Genomic DNA, 16,085 nt, shown 5'->3' with positions numbered 1-16,085 from the left:
ACAACGGGCGGGGATGTGGACGCAAACACCTCCCATGCCCCCCGGGTCCCCTTTTCCCCCCCTGCGCCGAGGAAGGGTAGGCCAGTCCGAGGGCCGGCGCCTCGGGCGTCCCCCCCCCCCCCCCCCCCCCCCGCGCGGATCGCGCCCTGCGACAACGGCACGTCCAGCAGTTCCAGCCCGAGCCGCAGCAGCCCGGAGTCGACCCGGAAGCCGTCCTGTCCGCTCCCGCCGCCCGCGTCGCACGGGACGAGCACCCCGGAGGCCGCCAGCCGCTCCAGCTCCTCGTCGGCCAGCGCCCGTCCCGCCCGCCGCTCCAGCTCGGCGCGCGACAGCGTCTCCACGGAGTCCGGCGCCCAGGAGGCGACCACGGCCCGGTGGATGGCCAGGTCGTGGGCGGACAGGTCGGACGGCAGCTGCCGCAGGTACCGCTCGATGGCCGCCAGCGTCATCCCCTGCCGCTGCAACTCTTCGATCAACGCCAGCCGCGCCACGTGCTCAGCCCCGTACCGGCCCACCCGCCGGGGTCCGATCACCGGCGGCGGCAGGAGTCCCCGGCTCCCGTAGAAGCGCACGGTCCGCACCGTCACACCCGCCCGCGCGGCCAGTTCGTCGACGGTGAGGCTCATCTCCCCGGCATCGGTCGTCATGTGCAGCAGTATCGCTGTCACACCACTACTGTGAAACCCACCCGGCCGCCCCGGACGCCGCGTGGTGAACATCATGTGGACGCTGAGAAGATCGTGTGAGAAGTAACGCTCTGTGACGTAGACCACCGCGTAATGCCCGGCGTGTCTGGGAAGCTGCTGGCTTGGTCTGTACCGCGACTCACCGGGGTGGTGCGGGCCAAGCCCTGCACGACCCCCGGACCCCAAGGTCCGGGCGCACCAGGAAGTGGTACCACCCGTGAGCAAGGACGCCGTGGAATCGGCACAGGCCGCCGCCCCTACGCAGGCGGCGCAGACGCCCGCCGACGCGGGCGACGCCGGCTACAGCAAGGACCTCAAGGCCCGCCACGTCAACATGATCGCCATCGGCGGCGCCATCGGCACCGGCCTCTTCCTCGGCGCCGGAGGGCGCCTGCACAACGCGGGCCCCGCGCTCGCCCTGGCCTACCTGGTCTGCGGCATCTTCGCCTTCTTCGTCGTGCGCGCCCTGGGCGAGCTGGTCCTGTACCGGCCCTCCTCCGGGTCCTTCGTGTCGTACGCGCGTGAGTTCCTCGGCGAGAAGGGCGCCTACGTCGCCGGGTGGATGTACTTCCTGAACTGGTCGACCACGGGCATCGCCGACATCACCGCGATCGCGCTCTACACCCACTACTGGAGCTTCTTCACGCCCATCCCGCAGTGGGTGCTGGCGCTGATCGCGCTCGCCGTGGTGCTCACCGTGAACCTGATCTCGGTGAAGATCTTCGGCGAGATGGAGTTCTGGTTCGCGATCATCAAGGTCGCCACCCTGGTGGCCTTCATGTTCATCGGCATCTTCCTGCTGGCCACCCAGCACCATGTCGACGGCTACACGCCGGGCCTGAGCCTCATCAGCGACCACGGCGGCGTCTTCCCGCACGGCCTGATGCCGGTCGTCCTCGTCATGCAGGGCGTGATCTTCGCGTACGCGGCCCTGGAACTGGTCGGCGTCGCCGCGGGCGAGACCGAGCAGCCGGAGAAGGTCGTCCCGCGCGCGGTGAACTCGATCATGTGGCGCGTGGGCCTGTTCTACGTCGGCTCGGTCGTGCTGCTCGCGCTGCTGCTGCCCGGCTCGGTGTACTCCGCCGACCAGAGCCCGTTCGTGACCGTGCTGTCCAAGATCGGCATCCCCGCGGCCGGCGATGTGATGAACCTCGTGGTCCTCACCGCCGCCATGTCCTCGCTGAACTCCGGCCTCTACTCCACCGGCCGCATCCTGCGCTCCATGGCGATGGCGGGTTCCGCGCCCAAGTTCACCCGCGTGATGAGCCGCAGCCAGGTGCCCTACGGCGGCATCCTGCTGACCTGCGGCATCTGCGTCCTCGGCGTCGGCCTGAACTACCTGGTGCCGAGCCAGGCCTTCGAGATCGTGCTGAACGTCGCCTCGCTGGGGATCATCAGCACCTGGGTGATCATCATGATCTGCCACGCGATCTTCGTCCGCCGCGCCCGCGCGGGCCTGGTGACCCGGCCGCACTTCCAGCTGAAGTTCTCCCCGTTCACCGAGATCGCCACGATCGTCTTCCTGCTGGTCTGCCTCGGCATGATGTGGGACGACCACGAGGTCGGCCGCAAGACCCTGCTGCTCATCCCGGTGATCGCCGTCATGCTGGTGGCCGGCTGGTTCGGCGTCCGCCGCCGGGTGAACGCGGGCGGCGACCAGGAACTGCCCACGCCGGCCAAGTAGCCGCCCCTCCAGAGGGAGCGTGCCGGCCCCACACGGCCCGCACGCCCGCACGGCCTGCTGACGCCCTCCCGGCCCACCACGCGCACGCGATGAGCCGGGAGGGCACTGTCCTGGGCCGGGATCAGCCCCCGTGCGCCCGCTGTGCCGCGTGCCCCTGGTGCGCGGCCTCGATCTGCTTCCAGGACTTCGGCGGCGAGACCGGCGCCCCCTGGGCCGCGAACCCGCGCGCCGCCGACGCCGCCGGCTTCACCGGCTGGTACAGCCAGGTGTCGAACAGGCCCGCCAGCGGTTTGCCGGAGACCTGTTCGGCGTACTTCTCGAAGTCGGCCACCGACGCGTTGCCGTAGGCGTGCGCCTTCGGCCAGCCCTTCAGGATGCGGAAGAAGGCCCGGTCGCCCACCGCCTCGCGCAGCGCCTGGATCGCGGCGGCACCCCGGTCGTAGACGGCGTCCGCGAACTGGTCGTCCGGACCGGGGTCGCCCGGCTTGACGGTCCAGAAGGGGTCGTCGGCCGGATGCGAGGAGTACACCTGCTCGGCGAGCTGCCGCGTGGTGCCCTGGCCCTCGTGCTCCGACCACAGCCACTGCGCGTACGTCGCGAAGCCCTCGTTCAGCCAGATGTCCTTCCAGCCGTCGAGCGACACGTCGTCGCCGTACCACTGGTGGGCCAGCTCGTGCACCACCACCGAGGGGTTGGCGCCCTTCGCGAACTGCTTGGGGCTGTAGTAGACACGGGTCTGGGTCTCCAGCGCGTACCCGGTGGTCGTGTTCGGGACGTACCCGCCCGCCGTGGCGAACGGATACGGCCCGAAATAGTTGCTCAGCCAGTCGACGATCTCCCCGGTGCGCTCCACACTCGCCCGCGCGGCCGTGTCCGTGGCGCCCAGGTCCTTGCTGTACGCGTTGATCACCGGCACCCCGTGCTTCGAGCGGCTCCGGGTGACGTCGAACCTGCCGATCGCGAGCGTGGCCAGATAGGTCGCCTGCGGCTTGTCCTGCCGCCAGGAGTAGCTGGTCCAGCCCCGCTTCGAGACGGCCGATTCCAGCGCGCCGTTGGAGATCGCCTGCGTGCCCTGCGGCACGGCGACCGACACGTCGTACGTCGCCTTGTCGCTCGGGTGGTCGTTGCTCGGGAACCACCACCACGCCGACTCGGGCTCGTCCGCCGCGACCGCGCCGTCCGGGGTGCGGTGCCAGGTGGTGAAGCCGTAGGCGCTCTTGGTGGAGGGCACCCCGCTGTAGCGGACCACGACCGTGATCGGCGTGCCCTTCGCCAGCGGCTTCTTCGGCGTGATCACCAGCTCGTGCTGCTCGGCGTGGGCGAAGGACGCCTTGACGCCGTTGACCCGCACCTCGCTCACGTCGAGCAGGAAGTCCAGGTCGAAGCTGGACAGGTCCTGGGTGGTCCGCGCCCGGATCGTCGCGGTGCCCTGCAACTCGTCCGTCTTCGGCTGGTAGCGCAGCCGCAGACCGTAGTGCGAGACGTCGTAGCCGCCGTTGCCGTAGTACGGGTAGTAGGGATCGCCGATGCCCGGCGCGCCGGGGGAGTAGCTCGCGGCCGATGCCGGGATCGCCAGCAGGAGGGAGGCCGCCGCCAGTGCGCCCGGCGCGATGATTCTGCGGTACACGTCAGCTCCAAGTCGTCGGGACTGCGGGTCCGTTCACGAGACTCCGCGCGAAGCACCCTGTGCCGAGCACTCGTTCGGAGTACTCCGCCCGGAAGTCTCTGTCCGGAGCCTATTCACCCCCTGTGCCCCTTGCCCTGTCCATGACCCCTGCTGTCACACGATCGCCATTCGGCCGCAATGAGCCACCCGCGTGCCGTAACGCACTCTTCTGTACGGGAGTTGACGGGACTATCGTCCGCGCATGCCCAAGAGCACATCTGTCCGAGCGCCGCTGCGCACGCGCCTCGTCCTGTGGAGAGCGCTCGCGACGGCGGCCGTCGCCGCCCTGCTGGCCGCCTTCCTCACCCCGGCCGCCGCCCAGGCCGCGCCGCCCCGCGAGAGCGCCCCCGTCTACTCCTACGCCCACGCCGTCCGCGAGTCCGTGTGGGTGGACACCGGCCTCGACGAGGACGGCGACGGCAGGCCCGACCGGGTCGCCGCCGACATCGTCCGCCCCGCCGAACCGGCCCGCGAGGGCCGCAAGGTGCCGGTCATCATGGACGCCAGCCCGTACTACTCCTGCTGCGGGCGCGGCAACGAGAGCCAGGTCAAGACGTACGACGCGAGCGGCCATGTCGTCCAGATGCCGCTGTTCTACGACAACTACTTCGTGCCCCGCGGCTACGCCGTCGTCGGCGTCGACCTGGCCGGCACCAACCGCTCCGACGGCTGCGTCGACGTCGGCGGGCGCTCCGACGTGCAGTCCGCGAAGGCCGTGATCGACTGGCTCAACGGCCGCGCCACCGCCTATACGAGCCGCACCGGAACCCACACCGTCAAGGCGACGTGGACCAACGGCAGAACCGGCATGATCGGCAAGAGCTGGGACGGCACCATCGCCAACGGCGTCGCCGCCACCGGCGTCAAGGGCCTGAAGACCATCGTCCCGATCAGCGCCATCTCCTCCTGGTACGACTACTACTTCGCCCAGGGCGCCCCGCTCTACGACGGCGGTCCCGACGACCTCGCCGGATACGTCGAGAGCGACGCGGCCCAGGCGCACTGCGCAGCCGAGCAGAAGAAACTCGCCGACGGCAGCCCCCGCAGCGGCGACTGGACCCCGCTGTGGACCGAACGGGACTACGTCAAGGACGCGGCGAAGGTGCGCGCCAGCGTGTTCGTGGCGCAGGGCATGCAGGACCTCAACGTCCGCACCAAGCACTTCGGCCAGTGGTGGAACGCCCTCGCCCGGAACGGCGTCGAGCGCAAGTTCTGGCTGTCCCAGACCGGCCATGTCGACCCCTTCGACTACCGGCGCGGCGCCTGGGTCGACACCCTGCACCGCTGGTTCGACCATGAACTCCTCGGCTACGACAACGGCATCGACCGCGAGCCGGTGGCCGACATCGAACGCCACCCCGACCAGTGGGTCACCTCCGCCACCTGGCCGCCCGCCGGCACCCGCGCCACCACCCTGCACCCGGCCCCCGGCACCGCGCCCGGCGTCGGCAGCCTCGGCCTGCGCCGCGCCACCGGCACCGAGACCTTCACCGACGACCCCAAGCTCGGCGAGAGCGACTGGGCGGCCCACCTCACCACGTCCACACCCGAGAAGAACGGCTTCCTCACCGCGCCCCTCACCCACGACCTGCGCCTGTCCGGCATGTCCCAGGTGACGGTCACCGCGACCCCGACCACCGCCTCGGCCCATCTGTCCGCCGTGCTCGTGGACGTCGGCCCGGACACCATCCGCGACTACTCCGACGAGGCCGAGGGCATCACCACCCTGAAGAACCGCACCTGCTGGGGCGCGAGCACGGCCGGCGACAGCGCCTGCTACCTGGAGACCGCCGCGAAGACCGCCAAGGTCGGCTACACCGTCTTCAGCCGCGGCTGGGCCGACCTCGGCCACTACGCCTCCCTCGCCAAAGGCGTCCCGCTCACGCCGGGCAGGTCCTACACGATGACCCTCACCCTGGCCGCCACCGACCACGTCGTCCCCAAGGGCCACCGCCTCGCCCTGATCATCGCGGGCACCGACCGCGACCTCATCGACCCGCCGTCCACGAAGCCGACCGTGACGGTGCAACTGGGCGCCACCTCGGCCCAGTTGCCATTGGTGGGCGGCGCCGGGGCCTTCACCCGCGCGACCTCCGGTACGACGGCGAAGGCCCCGGCAGCGCGGCGGCTGCGGGGCCTGAGCACCCCGCGCAGGCCGGGCCGCGTGCCGGGTGACTGACAACTGACGGGAGTCTTCAGGGGCGCGGGGCCGTGTCGATGTGCGGCGGCGCCGCGTGGGCGCGACCAGCCCACGCGAACCGGTGGCCGCGCGACCGCGATACGGCCCCCGCGCCTACGCGGCCGGGTCCAGCACCAACCCGGCCGCCTCGCGCGCACACCCCCACGCCACCGTCACCCCGGCACCGCCATGGCCGTACGAGTGCACCACGGTCCGGCCGCCGGGCAGCGGCTCCCGCTCCAGCCGTACCGCATCCCGGTACGGCCGCAGCCCCACCCTGTGGGCCAGCACCCGCGCCCCCGCGATCTCCGGCCGCACCCGCGCGCACCCGGCGATGATCTCCTCGGCCGTGGCCGGGTCCGGCTCCAGCGTCCAGTCGTCCTCCTGCGCGGTGCCGCCGAGGATCAGCCCGTACGGCTGCGGGATGAAGTACGCGGCGACCGGCGAGGAATGATCGACGGACGTGTAGTACGTGTCGATTCCGGGGTTCTCCACCAGCACCAGCTGCCCGCGCACCGGCCGCACCCCCTCGTCCCCGGCCAGCGAACGCGCCCCGAGCCCCGAGCAGTTGACCACCACCTCGGCGGGCACCTGGGCGAGGTCGGTCACCTCACGCCGCGCCACCGTGCCCCCGGCCCGCACCAGCCGCCGCCGCAGCCACGCCAGATGAACCGGCATGTCGATCACCGGCAGCCGCGCCGCCAGCCCGTCCGGCACCGCCCGCAGCCCCGGCACCCGGCCCGCCCAGTCGCCCAGCTGATCCAGGCGCGCCCCCTCGTGGACGCCGTCGACCAGCCGTACGCCCGTCTCCTCGGGAGCGGCGGCCAACTCCTCGTACACCTCAAGGGTTTCCAGCGCCCAGGCGCCGACGAGCCGCTCCGGTTCGATGCGGTACGGCCACCACAGGCCGCCCGCGACCGCCGACGTGGTCTCCTCGGCGGGCTCCCGCGCCCATACGCTCACCCGGCGCCCGGCCTCGGCCAGCACCACGGCCGTGGTGAGGCCGACGACCCCGCCGCCGACCACGATCACTTCGTCATCCGTCTCACGGTCCACGCCGCTCACGCTGTTCACGGGTGGACCATAGGCCCTGCCCCGCCGCCCCCGTCAGGGCCCGGCGCGGATCGGCTGACGTGGGGATACTCACAGCCGCCGGGACCGGCAAGCCCCCGGTGGGACCGGTCCGGGCGGCGGGGCGCACTAGGATCGGCGTCCTGATGACTGCCACCCTCGTCGCCAAGAATCTCGCCGCCGGGCACGGCGACCGCTCGCTCTTTTCCGGGCTCGACCTCGTCGTGGCGCCCGGCGATGTGATCGGGCTGGTCGGCGCCAACGGCGCCGGGAAGTCCACCCTGCTGCGGATGCTCGCCGGACTCCTCGCGCCCGAGGAGGGCGAACTGCGCCTGTCCCCGCCCACCGCCACCGTCGGCCATCTGCCGCAGGAGCCCGAGCGCAGGGCCGGGGAGAGCGTGCGGGAGTTCCTGGCCCGCCGCACCGGTGTCGCCGAGGCGCAGCGGCTCATGGACGAGGCCACCCGGGCACTGGTCGACGGCGCGCCCGGCGCGGACGAGGCCTACGCGGTCAGCCTGGAGCGCTGGCTCGACCTCGGCGGCGCCGACCTGGACGAGCGCGCGGCGGAGGTCGCCGACTCGCTCGGCCTCGCCGTCGGCCTGGACCAGCCGATGACCTCCCTCTCCGGCGGCCAGGCGGCCCGCGCCGGGCTCGCCTCCCTGCTGCTGTCCCGCTACGACGTCTTCCTCCTGGACGAGCCCACCAACGACCTCGACCTCGACGGCCTGGAGCGCCTGGAGCGGTTCGTCACCGGGCTGCGCGCGGGCACCGTCCTCGTCAGCCACGACCGCGAGTTCCTCACCCGCACGGTCACCAAGGTCCTCGAACTCGACCTGGCCCAGGGGCGGGTGAACCTCTACGGCGGCGGCTACGAGGCCTACCTGGAGGAGCGCGAGACGGGCCGGCGGCACGCCCGCGAGGAGTACGAGGAGTTCGCCGACAAGAAGGCCGCCCTCCAGGAGCGGGCGCAGACGCAGCGCTCCTGGATGGACAAGGGCGTCAAGAACGCCCGGCGCAAGGCGGGCAGCGACAACGACAAGATCGGCCGCAAGTTCCGCACCGAGGCCAGCGAGAAGCAGGCCGCCAAGGCCCGGCAGACCCAGCGCATGATCGAGCGCCTGGAGGTGGTCGAGGAGCCGCGCAAGGAGTGGGAGCTGCGGATGGAGATCGCGTCCGCCCCGCGCTCGGGCGCCGTGGTGGCCACGCTGCGGGACGCCGAGGTGCGGCGCGGCGACTTCGGCTTCGGGCCGGTCAGCCTCCAGATCGGCTGGGCCGACCGGATCGCGGTCACCGGGGCCAACGGCGCCGGCAAGTCGACCCTGCTGGCCGCCCTGCTCGGCCGCCTCCCGCTGGACCGGGGACATGCGGCGCTCGGCTCGGGCGTGCTCGTCGGCGAGGTCGACCAGGCCCGTGGCCTGTTCCACGGCCCGGAGGCGCTGCTGGACGCGTTCTGCGCGGCCGTCCCCGACACCGAACCGGCGGAGGTCCGCACCCTGCTCGCCAAGTTCGGCCTCAAGTCGGACCATGTGCTGCGCCCGGCCGCGACCCTCTCGCCGGGCGAGCGCACCCGCGCCGCCCTCGCCCTGCTCCAGGGCCGGGGCGTCAACCTCCTCGTCCTGGACGAGCCGACCAACCACCTCGACCTGCCCGCCATCGAGCAGTTGGAGTCCGCCCTGGACGCCTACACGGGCACCCTGCTGCTGGTCACCCACGACCGCCGGATGCTCGACGCGGTGCGGGTGAGCAGGCGCTGGGAGGTCGCGGCGGGCAAGGTGACCGAACACTGACGGCGCCGGGCCCCGAGGTACGGCATCCTCGGGGCCCGGCGGTCGAGGCGTCAGGTCAGGAAGGCAGCACCTTCCAGGAGCCGGTGCCGGTGCCGCGGTCGGTGTAGGGGCTGGTGGAGACGCCGTACTTGGCGCCGCCGCCCTGCGAGGAGACGCCGTTGGTGTCGAGGAAGCCGCCGTTGGCGGAGCCGTAGTCGTTGAGCAGATGCACGATGTCGTCGGTGCGGATGTGGCCGTCGTTCGGCGAGGACCGCACGCCGAAGATGTGCCACTTGCCGGTGCCCGGACCCCGGTCCTTGGTCGTGGTGGCGGAGACCTTGTACTTGGCGCCCGCCTGGGAGGAGACACCGTTGGTGTCGAGGTAGGTGTGGTGGCTGCCGTACTGGTTGATCAGGTACACGACGTCACCGCTGAGCACCCGCGCGCCGGTGGCCTTGCCGGTGGCGGAGACGACCCGCCACTCCGAGGTGGCCGGACCGCGGCTGTTGGGCCGGTTGTTGGTGCTCACGTTGTAGGTGGCACCGGGCTGGCTGGAGACGCCGTTGGTATCGAGGTAGCCGCCGTCACCGCCGTACTGGTTCTGGAGCAGGATGATGCTGCCGTACGTCAGCTCGCCTCGGGCCGCGGCGCCGGTGGCGGCCGTCGGAGCGGCGAACGAGGCCGCCGCGGCGGCGACGGCGGCGGCGGACGCGCAGGCCGCCAGGCGCTGCTTGGTGGTGCGGAACACAGAGTCCTCCCCATTGCTTCGCACGCACGGTCACGTGCACAGAAGCGAGTGTGGAGGGGGTAGGTGGGCGCTGTGCCCGCTTCGTGTCTTTCGTTGATCCAAACCCCCCGATACGGGGAAAAGTCTGTTTCCGCCGGTGCCCACTGGTGCGCAAGACGCCGAAGGGCCGGAGCCACGGGGGCTCCGGCCCTTCACCGTCAGCGGATCGGCTCCGCGCGCGGGTCAGCGCTGTCTGGGGTCCAGCAGGCCCGCGCGGCGCAGCGCGTCGGCCATGGCGCTGTTCGCGGGGGCCGGCGCCTGCCGTCCGCCCCGGTCGCCGCCACCGCGGCCCTGCCGCTGCCCCTGACCGCCCTGCCGCTGGCCCTGGCCGCCCTGTCGCTGCCCCTGCCCCTGGTTCTGTCCTTGGCCGGCCTGACCGCCCTGCCGCTGCTGGGGCGGGCGGGCGCCGCCGCGCTGGCGCTTGCCGCCGCCGGACCGGTCCGCCGGGGCCGCCTCGTCGTCCAGGCGCAGGGTCAGCCCGATCCGCTTGCGCGGGATGTCCACGTCCAGGACCTTCACCTTGACGATGTCACCCGGCTTCACCACGTCCCGCGGGTCCTTGACGAACGTCTTGGACATCGCCGACACATGGACCAGGCCGTCCTGGTGGACGCCGATGTCCACGAACGCGCCGAAGGCCGCCACGTTCGTCACCACGCCCTCCAGGACCATCCCGGCGGACAGGTCGGAGATCTTCTCCACGCCCTCCTTGAAGGTGGCCGTCTTGAAGGCCGGACGCGGGTCGCGGCCCGGCTTCTCCAGCTCCTTGAGGATGTCCGTGACGGTCGGCAGACCGAAGGTGTCGTCCACGAAGTCGGCGGGACGCAGCGAGCGCAGCACGCCCGTGTTGCCGATGAGGGAGGCCACTTGCTGGCCCGAGGTTTTCACCATGCGCCGCACCACGGGGTACGACTCCGGGTGCACGCTGGAGGCGTCCAGCGGGTCGGCGCCGCCGCGGATGCGCAGGAAGCCCGCGCACTGCTCGAACGCCTTCGGGCCGAGCCGCGCCACCTTCTTCAGCTCCGAGCGGGAGGCGAAGGGGCCATTCGCGTCCCGGTGCGCCACGATGTTCTCCGCCAGCCCGGCCGAGACACCCGACACGCGGGCCAGCAGCGGCACGGACGCGGTGTTGACGTCCACGCCGACGCCGTTCACACAGTCCTCGACCACCGCGTCCAGCGAGCGGGAGAGCTTCGTCTCGGACAGGTCGTGCTGGTACTGCCCGACGCCGATGGACTTCGGGTCGATCTTCACCAGCTCGGCCAGCGGGTCCTGGAGGCGCCGGGCGATGGAGACGGCGCCGCGCAGCGACACGTCCATGCCGGGCAACTCCTGGGAGGCGTACGCGGACGCCGAGTACACCGAGGCGCCGGCCTCCGAGACCATCACCTTGGTGAGGTTCAACTCCGGGTGCTTCGCGATGAGTTCGGCGGCGAGCTTGTCGGTCTCGCGGGAGGCGGTGCCATTGCCGATCGCGACCAGTTCGACCGCGTGCTCCCTGGCGAGCCGGGCCAGCTTGGCGAGCGCCTCGTCCCACTTGTTGGCCGGGACGTGCGGGTAGATCACGTCCGTGGCGACGACCTTGCCGGTGCCGTCGACCACGGCGACCTTCACCCCGGTGCGGAAACCGGGGTCCAGGCCCAGCGTGGCGCGGGTGCCGGCCGGGGCGGCGAGCAGCAGGTCGCGCAGGTTGGCCGCGAACACGTTCACCGCCTCGTCCTCGGCGGCCGTGCGCAGCCGCAGCCGCAGGTCGATGCCGAGGTGCACCAGGATGCGGGTGCGCCAGGCCCAGCGGACGGTGTCCGTCAGCCACTTGTCGGCCGGGCGGCCGCGGTCGGCGATGCCGAAGCGGTGGGCGATGATCCCCTCGTACGAGGACGGGCCCTCGGTGGCCTCCTCGGGCTCCAGGACGAGGTCCAGCACCTCCTCCTTCTCGCCGCGCAGCATCGCCAGGACGCGGTGCGAGGGGAGTTCGGTGAACGGCTCGGCGAAGTCGAAGTAGTCGGCGAACTTGGCGCCCGCCTCCTCCTTGCCCTCCCGCACCTTCGCGGCGAGCCGCCCGCGCACCCACATGCGCTCGCGCAACTCGCCGATCAGGTCGGCGTCCTCGGAGAAGCGCTCGGTGAGGATCGCCCGCGCCCCCTCCAGGGCGGCCGCCGGATCGGCGACGCCCTTGTCCGCGTCCACGAACGCGGCGGCCGCCGACAGCGGTTCCACCGACGGGTCGCCGAGCAGGCCCTCGGCCAGCGGCTCCAGGCCCGCCTCGCGGGCGATCTGCGCCTTGGTGCGCCGCTTCGGCTTGTACGGGAGGTAGATGTCCTCCAGGCGCGCCTTGGTCTCGGCGCCGCGGATCCGGGCCGCCAACTCCTCGGTCAGCTTGCCCTGCTCGCGCACCGACTCCAGGATCGCGGTCCGCCGCTCCTCCAGCTCCCGCAGATAGCGCAGCCGCTCCTCGATCGTGCGCAGCTGCGCGTCGTCGAGCATCTCGGTCGCTTCCTTGCGGTAGCGGGCGATGAAGGGCACGGTCGAACCGCCGTCGAGCAGTTCCACCGCGGCCTTCACCTGCCGCTCCCGTACGCCGAGTTCCTCGGCGATCCTGCCTTCGATGGATCCTGCTTCGATGGACCCGGGTGTCGTCACGATCCCGTACCGCCTTCTCCACTGAGGTTGCGCGGCAATTGTGGCAGGTGACACCGACAACCGTGGATCAGGGCGGCTTCCGGCGGGGCGCAGGGCACGGCACCGGGCCCGGTGCGCCGCACGCGCGGGCCATGGCGGAAAAGGTGGGAAATTCGTCATTGCGGCCATCCGGCCGTGCCCGAAGAATCGGGGGCATGCCGCAGCGCACCCTCCTCTTCGCCGTCTTCGACGGGGTCCAGAGCCTGGACGTCACCGGGCCGCTCGAAGTGTTCGCCGGTGCCGAGGCGCACACCCCCGGCACCTACCGGATCCGCACGGCCTCGCTGGACGGCGGCCCGGTGCGCACGTCCAGCGGGCTGACGCTCGTACCGGACGAGGCGCTCACCGCGGCGGCGGACCCGCACACCCTGCTGGTCCCCGGCGGCGAGGGCACCCGCGCCCCCGACCCGCGGCTGGTCGACTGGCTGCGCGTCCACGGCCCGCGCCCCGCACGGCTGGTCTCGGTGTGCACCGGCGCGTTCCTGCTCGCCGCCGCGTCCCTGCTCGACGGCCTCCGGGCCACCACCCACTGGGCCTACTGCGAGCGGCTCGCGCGCGAGCATCCGGCCGTGCGCGTGGAGCCCGAGCCCATCTACGTCCGCGACGGCCGCGTCGCCACCTCGGCGGGCGTGACCGCGGGCATCGACCTGGCGCTCGCGCTGGTGGAGGAAGACCTGGACCGGGACGTCGCGCTCTGCCTCGCCCGGCATCTCGTGGTCTTCCTGCGCCGCCCCGGCAACCAGGCCCAGTTCAGCGTCCAGCTGGCCGCCCAGACCGCGCTGCGCGCGCCGCTGCGGGACGTGCAGCGATGGATCGCCGAGCACCCGGACGGCGATCTGAGCGTCGACGCCCTGGCCGCCCGCGCCGCGCTCTCCCCGCGCCACTTCGCCCGCGCCTTCCGCGACGAGACCGGCGTGACACCGGGCCGCTACGTCGACCGGGTCCGCCTGGAACACGCCCGCCGGCTGCTGGAGGACACCCCCGACGGCATCGAGGAGATCTCCCGGTCCAGCGGCTACGGCACCCCCGAGGCCATGCGCCGCGCCTTCCTCAAGGCCTTCGGCACCGCCCCGGCCGAATACCGCCGCCGCTTCCGCCCGGCCGCCGTCGACTGAGCACCGACGTCACCGGGGACCACCACCGCCCGCGGACCTCCGCCACCGGCCGCAGACCACCAATCGGCCGGGGACCGCCACCGACAACTGGGGATCACCACCACCGACCGGGGGCCACCAACGACGGCCAGAGACCATCACCGACAACTGGGGACCACCACCACCGACCGGGGGCCACCAATCGGCCGGGGACCGCCACCGACGGCCGGAGACCATCGCCGCCGACCGCGGACCACCGTCGGCCGAGCGCCACCGCCCACCTCCGATCACCGTCGGCCGACCGCCATCGCCGATCACTGTCGGCCGACCGTCACCGCTGATCACCCTCGGCCGACCGCCACCCTTGTCGGCCGGACCCGAAAGGATTCACCGTGCAGATCGCCGTCGTCGTCTACGACCGCTTCACCGCCCTCGATGTCGTGGGGCCCTACGAGATCCTCAGCCGCCTCCCGGACGTGCGCCTCACCTTCGTCGCCGAGCAGGCCGGGCCCGTCCGCACCGAGACCGGTTTCCTCGCCCTCACCGCGGACCGGGCCCTGCACGAGCTGCCGGACCCGGACATCGTCGTCGTCTCCGGCGGCCTCGGCACCCTGGCCCAGCTGGAGAACCCGGTCCTGCTGGACTGGCTGCGCACCGCCGACACCACGAGCACGTGGACGACCTCGGTGTGCTCGGGCTCGCTGCTGCTCGCCGCCGCCGGGCTGCTGGCGGGTCGCCCTGCCACCAGCCACTGGACCGTGCTGCCGATGCTGGAGAAGTACGGCGCCCGGCCCACCGGCGAGCGGGTGGTGACCGAGGGCAAGTACGTCACCGCGGCCGGGGTCTCCTCCGGCATCGACATGGCGCTCACCCTGGTCGGCCGGATCGCGGGCGACGAACACGCCCAGGCCGTCCAGCTGTGGACCGAGTACGACCCGCAGCCGCCCTACGACGCCGGGTCCCCCGAGAAGGCGCCCGCCCATCTGGTCGAGGAACTGAGGGCGGGCGGGCGTTTCAACCGTTCATAGCCGCCAAGGGCTCCGCACACGCGGAGGATCAGTACCCGCGGTGCTCGCGGTGCTCGCGGTGGTCGTGGTCGCCGAAGCGGCCGTCGCCGCCGTGCCGGTGGCCGTACCACCGGCCGTCGCCGCGGTGGTCCCGGCCGCGCCGGTGGTCGCGGCCCCAGCGGTCGCCGGGGTACGGGAAGTGCCGCGCGTCGGTGGCGACGGCCCGGTGCGGGCGGGCCACCGGCTGTGCGGCGGCGGCCGGCAGGGCGGCCGCGCCCACGACGGCGGCGGCCAGGACACCGGCGGCGGTCAGTCTCCGGACAGAGGTGAGAACGGACACGAGGTCCCCCTTCACAAGGGTGTGGTCGTGCGACCGGTCGGCCGCACGACCACACCCTGCGACCCGCGCCCTGCCGACACGGAGGACACGCAGACGGCATTACGTATATAAGGGACTTCCGTAACAGTCGCCTGTAGCAACCATTTATGCCCTGAATGCGCCCTCTTCCTGCGCTTTCGCGCCCCTGCGCGCCCCCGCGCTCACCCGAAAGTGAGTAACAGGCCGTGCGCCACTGGGACGGCCCCCGGCCCCGATGGCCGTCTCCACCCCGCCCGGCAGCAGATCGCGCTCCCGGTACCACTCCCGGCCAGCGTCCAGGATGCCCTCCGCGCCGACGTGGTATCCGGCGTACCGGGTCAGCGGCGCGGCCGCCTCACTCGGGCGGGGTCCAGGTGAAGTGCGGGGAGCGGCGTTCCAGGAAGGCGCTCACGCCCTCCGCGGTGTCACCGGCGGTGCGTGCCTGCTCCGTCCAGTGGGCGTCCCGGTCCTCGCGGCCGTCCGCGAACTCCTTGGCGGCGGCCTGGGTGAGCCCCGAACGGGCGACCAGCGTCCGCGTCAACTCGGCGACCCGCTTGTCCAGTTCGCCCTCGGGCAGCACCTCGTCCACCAGACCCGTGCGCAGTGCGCGCTCCGTGTCGATCAACTCGGCCGTGAACAAAAGGTACTTGGCGGTCGCCGGGCCCACCAGGGACACCAGGCGGCGGGTCGAGGAGGAGGGGTAGACGATGCCGAGCCGCGCCGGGGTCACCCCGAACAGCGCGCCCTCCTCGGCCAGCCGGAGATCGCAGGCCGCCGCGAGCTGCACCCCGCCGCCCACGCAGTACCCGCGCACCGCGGCCACGGTCGGCTTCGGGAACGCGGCCAGCGCCTCCTCCGCCGCCACCGCGAGCCCCTGCGCCGGTCCGGCCGACCCCCGCAGCGTGGAGATGTCCGCGCCCGCGCAGAAGGTGCCGCCCTCGCCGGTCAGCACCAGCGCCCGTACCGCGGGATCGCGGGCGAGCCGGGCCAGCAGCGGCGGCAGCGCCCGCCACATGCCGGCCGTCATGGCGTTGCGCTTGGCCGGATGGGCGATCACGACCGTGGCGACGGAGTCGGTGACCTGGTGGGACAGCTGGGGCTCCATGCG

Annotated in this window: 12 protein-coding genes; 5 read left to right on the top strand and 7 right to left on the bottom strand. The window is 72.5% G+C overall.

Going from position 1 to position 16,085, the window contains the following annotated elements; all coding sequences use genetic code 11:
• A partial coding sequence (locus AC069R_RS03030; RefSeq protein ID WP_478763993.1) for a MerR family transcriptional regulator occupies positions 1–647 on the bottom strand: 647 nt, incomplete at its 3' end.
• A 256-nt stretch (positions 648–903) separates the two neighbouring features.
• Between AC069R_RS03030 and AC069R_RS03025 the strand changes: the two genes are divergently transcribed.
• Positions 904–2,370, top strand: coding sequence for an amino acid permease (locus AC069R_RS03025; protein WP_478763992.1), 1,467 nt, complete (start codon positions 904–906; stop codon positions 2,368–2,370).
• 121 nt (positions 2,371–2,491) lie between these two features.
• Here the strand turns inward: AC069R_RS03025 and AC069R_RS03020 are convergent, their stop codons facing one another.
• Positions 2,492–3,997: a M1 family metallopeptidase gene (locus tag AC069R_RS03020; RefSeq protein ID WP_478763991.1), complete on the bottom strand. Its 1,506-nt coding sequence runs from the start codon at positions 3,995–3,997 to the stop codon at positions 2,492–2,494.
• Between the two features lie 241 nt (positions 3,998–4,238).
• Here AC069R_RS03020 and AC069R_RS03015 point away from each other — a divergent pair, with 241 nt between their 5' ends.
• Positions 4,239–6,215, top strand: coding sequence for a Xaa-Pro dipeptidyl-peptidase (locus AC069R_RS03015; RefSeq protein WP_478763989.1), 1,977 nt, complete (start codon positions 4,239–4,241; stop codon positions 6,213–6,215).
• A gap of 114 nt (positions 6,216–6,329) precedes the next feature.
• Here AC069R_RS03015 and AC069R_RS03010 read toward each other — a convergent pair whose 3' ends face one another.
• Entirely contained in the window at positions 6,330–7,247 is a 918-nt protein-coding gene (locus AC069R_RS03010; RefSeq protein WP_478764224.1) for an FAD-dependent oxidoreductase, read from the bottom strand.
• 185 nt (positions 7,248–7,432) lie between these two features.
• Between AC069R_RS03010 and AC069R_RS03005 the strand changes: the two genes are divergently transcribed.
• Positions 7,433–9,073 (top strand): ABC-F family ATP-binding cassette domain-containing protein, encoded by a 1,641-nt coding sequence (locus AC069R_RS03005; RefSeq protein ID WP_478763987.1) that lies wholly within the window; start codon positions 7,433–7,435, stop codon positions 9,071–9,073.
• 55 nt (positions 9,074–9,128) lie between these two features.
• Here the strand turns inward: AC069R_RS03005 and AC069R_RS03000 are convergent, their stop codons facing one another.
• Together AC069R_RS03000 and AC069R_RS02995 are read right to left on the bottom strand one after the other, a co-directional pair.
• Complete coding sequence (locus AC069R_RS03000; RefSeq protein WP_478763985.1) at positions 9,129–9,800, bottom strand: hypothetical protein; 672 nt, start codon at positions 9,798–9,800, stop codon at positions 9,129–9,131.
• A gap of 222 nt (positions 9,801–10,022) precedes the next feature.
• Positions 10,023–12,479: a Tex family protein gene (locus AC069R_RS02995; protein ID WP_478763984.1), complete on the bottom strand. Its 2,457-nt coding sequence runs from the start codon at positions 12,477–12,479 to the stop codon at positions 10,023–10,025.
• Positions 12,480–12,673: 194 nt separating this feature from the next.
• Here AC069R_RS02995 and AC069R_RS02990 point away from each other — a divergent pair, with 194 nt between their 5' ends.
• Both AC069R_RS02990 and AC069R_RS02985 read left to right on the top strand, forming a co-directional pair.
• Positions 12,674–13,633, top strand: coding sequence for a GlxA family transcriptional regulator (locus AC069R_RS02990; protein ID WP_478763982.1), 960 nt, complete (start codon positions 12,674–12,676; stop codon positions 13,631–13,633).
• Between the two features lie 371 nt (positions 13,634–14,004).
• The gene (locus AC069R_RS02985) at positions 14,005–14,640 is read left to right on the top strand and encodes a DJ-1/PfpI family protein (RefSeq protein ID WP_478763980.1); all 636 of its coding nucleotides are present in this window, start codon (positions 14,005–14,007) and stop codon (positions 14,638–14,640) included.
• Between the two features lie 28 nt (positions 14,641–14,668).
• Here the strand turns inward: AC069R_RS02985 and AC069R_RS02980 are convergent, their stop codons facing one another.
• Both AC069R_RS02980 and AC069R_RS02975 read right to left on the bottom strand, forming a co-directional pair.
• The gene (locus AC069R_RS02980) at positions 14,669–14,959 is read right to left on the bottom strand and encodes a hypothetical protein (protein ID WP_478763979.1); all 291 of its coding nucleotides are present in this window, start codon (positions 14,957–14,959) and stop codon (positions 14,669–14,671) included.
• Positions 14,960–15,332: 373 nt separating this feature from the next.
• Entirely contained in the window at positions 15,333–16,082 is a 750-nt protein-coding gene (locus tag AC069R_RS02975) for an enoyl-CoA hydratase/isomerase family protein (protein WP_478763977.1), read from the bottom strand.
• Positions 16,083–16,085: the final 3 nt, after the last annotated feature.

It is taken from the genome of Streptomyces sp. NPDC043952 (assembly GCF_056435325.1).
The sequence above is the reverse complement of the archived record's forward strand: the minus strand, read 5'-3'. Positions and strand labels throughout refer to the sequence as shown.

Excerpts from the sequence above, each read along its gene's own strand:
- AC069R_RS03015 (WP_478763989.1), top strand. The coding sequence starts at position 4,239 with ATGCCCAAGAGCACATCTGTCCGAGCGCCGCTGCGCACGCGCCTCGTC.
- AC069R_RS03005 (WP_478763987.1), top strand. The coding sequence starts at position 7,433 with ATGACTGCCACCCTCGTCGCCAAGAATCTCGCCGCCGGGCACGGCGAC.
- AC069R_RS02990 (WP_478763982.1), top strand. The coding sequence starts at position 12,674 with ATGCCGCAGCGCACCCTCCTCTTCGCCGTCTTCGACGGGGTCCAGAGC.
- AC069R_RS02975 (WP_478763977.1), bottom strand. The coding sequence starts at position 16,082 with ATGGAGCCCCAGCTGTCCCACCAGGTCACCGACTCCGTCGCCACGGTC.